The 2,080-nt window shown below is 56.7% G+C and carries 3 protein-coding genes; 2 read left to right on the top strand and 1 reads right to left on the bottom strand.

Features of this window, described 5'->3' with window-relative positions; all coding sequences use genetic code 11:
- A partial coding sequence (locus AX760_RS04185) for a phytanoyl-CoA dioxygenase family protein (protein ID WP_483428566.1) occupies positions 1 to 384 on the top strand: 384 nt, incomplete at its 5' end.
- Between the two features lie 135 nt (positions 385 to 519).
- On the opposite strand, the gene AX760_RS04180 is transcribed toward AX760_RS04185, so the two are convergent.
- On the bottom strand, positions 520 to 1,602 hold the full coding sequence (locus AX760_RS04180; RefSeq protein ID WP_071831744.1) for a LacI family DNA-binding transcriptional regulator: 1,083 nt from the start codon (positions 1,600 to 1,602) through the stop codon (positions 520 to 522).
- Between the two features lie 167 nt (positions 1,603 to 1,769).
- Between AX760_RS04180 and AX760_RS04175 the strand changes: the two genes are divergently transcribed.
- Positions 1,770 to 2,080 (top strand): substrate-binding domain-containing protein (locus tag AX760_RS04175; RefSeq protein WP_139276439.1); only part of this gene is annotated, 311 nt, incomplete at its 3' end.

The following is a 2,080-nucleotide window of genomic DNA, read 5'->3' as shown; positions in this document are numbered from 1 at the left end:
GAGATCGCGCCGGGAACGCAATATGACGACGGGCGGGAATGGAAACATGAAATGTTTCCGGAGAAATCCCTCTGGGGTCCATTCCAGGGGCTTGCAACGCGCAAGTATCCAAAACGTGGTGATATCTCGTGCCGCTCGGCGCTGACCGTCCACCGCGGTACCGAACATCTATCGCCGATCGCACGCCCCGTCATGGTACTCGGAGTTGATGCTCCGGGGGCTGGCCACGCAGAATTGCACGACATGATGGTCACCCAGGAGTGGTACGACGCCTTGCCCGAGATTGCCAAAAAACACCTTGTTTGCCGTGTCGTCGATGAACTGGTGCCAATCACCCAGAAACACGACATCGAGGGCCTTGTCATGGGTGCCGACCCGGTCTGATCTGATCCGAGTTTCACAGCAGCGTTGCGAGCGGCGGTCAACAGCGCCATTCGCAACCGGCTCCATGTCAGCGGCAGCTTTGACAAGATGTTCACTTGTGAGGGGTGAATTTAGGCTTTTCAGCGACGCGCACTGCTAGCGCGATGCTGCAGGAGCAACCGAGCCTCGCAAGACAATAGGGCCATCGACCTTGATGGTCATCGGACGCAGCGGCTTTTGATGCACCGCCATATCGATTAGAATTTCTGCGGCCCGCTGGCCCATCTCGTAGTTGGGCAGCACCAGCGTCGACAACGGGGGATGGGTGTAGCGGGCCAACTCTTGATCGTCATATCCCATGACCGACAGATCATCGGGCACTCTCAGACCAAGTTCCGCTGCCGCTTCCATGACGCCAATAGCCATCAAGTCGTTACCGCAGAAGATCGCAGTCGGAGGATTGGTGAGCGACAGCAATTCCAGCCCCGCCTCATAGCCACGCAAGGGCAGCCAGTCACCGTCGCGGACAAGACTCTCATCAAAGGCGATATCCGCTGTTGCAAGCGCTTGCTTGTAGCCCTTGAGCCGATCGACAGCTGCGTCCATCCACGGCTCGCCATTGATGAAGCCGATCCGCTTGTGGCCAAGCGCCGTAAGATGGGCGGTTGCGGCAAATCCACCGGCTACTTCGCCTGGAACGATTGCCATATGCTGGCGAGGTTCCGCGTAGCAGTTCAAAAGAACCGTCGGTATGCCCTTGAGTTGAGGCGGAACAAACACTTTGCGGGTGAAGATTGTCGCATAGATCACTCCCATGACCGACTTGTCGCGCAATACGGAGCGCATGACGGCCTCCTGCAGATCCGGGTTGGACCGTGTTACATGTGCCGACACCATCAAACCCTGCTCAAACGCATAGTCGCGGATCCCGTCGAGACTGACGACGGGATGCGGGCTGGTGGAAATCTCATCAATGATAAAAGCGATGGTGTCTTTCTCGATATCCGGGGCTTCCGTGAAGTCTCGTCGTACGCTTGGTAACCTATAGCCAATTTTATGTGCAGCCTCCCTAACCCGCTGCTGCGTCTCTGCGGTAATGCGGGCGCCGGACATCTCGTTGAGCACAAGCGATACACTTGATTGGGAGACGCCGGCAACCCGGGCAACATCAGTCATAGTCGGACGTCCGTTACCCGTCTTTTTTGCGGTATCGGGCTCCGTCCCGTTTCCCTTTGTCATTTCCGAGACCCCCACCCCAATTGCTGCAACGCCATAGAATATTGTGCGGTTGCTCATAAAATTATCACTTGACTGCTCATATTATTAGCGCAAGATTTGCCCATGTGAAGCAGAAAATGCTCGCACCCGGAGAGGAGTACCGGGAAACTCTGGAGGAGAAAACACCGATGTCTACGATTTCACGCCGCACCTTCATGCTTGCTGCGACGGCGGTCGGCGCCGTTGTAATGACGGGGACTGTCGCTTTTGCAGAAATGCCGAAGCTCGCCCAGAAAGACACCTACAAGGTTGGCTTCGCGCAGACCGAATCCAACAACCCCTGGCGCATCGCCCAGACCAACAGCATGAAGGAAGAAGCCGAAAAGCTCGGTTACCAGCTCGTTTATACCGATGCTGCCGGTTCCGCCGCCAAGCAGGTTGCGGACGTCAACTCCATGATCGCCCAGGGCGTTGATGTCATTTTTCTCGCGCCACGCGA

It is taken from the genome of Pararhizobium antarcticum (assembly GCF_001885585.1).
In the GTDB taxonomy this organism is placed as follows: Bacteria; Pseudomonadota; Alphaproteobacteria; order Rhizobiales; family Rhizobiaceae; genus Pararhizobium; species Pararhizobium antarcticum.
The sequence above is the reverse complement of the archived record's forward strand: the minus strand, read 5'-3'. Positions and strand labels throughout refer to the sequence as shown.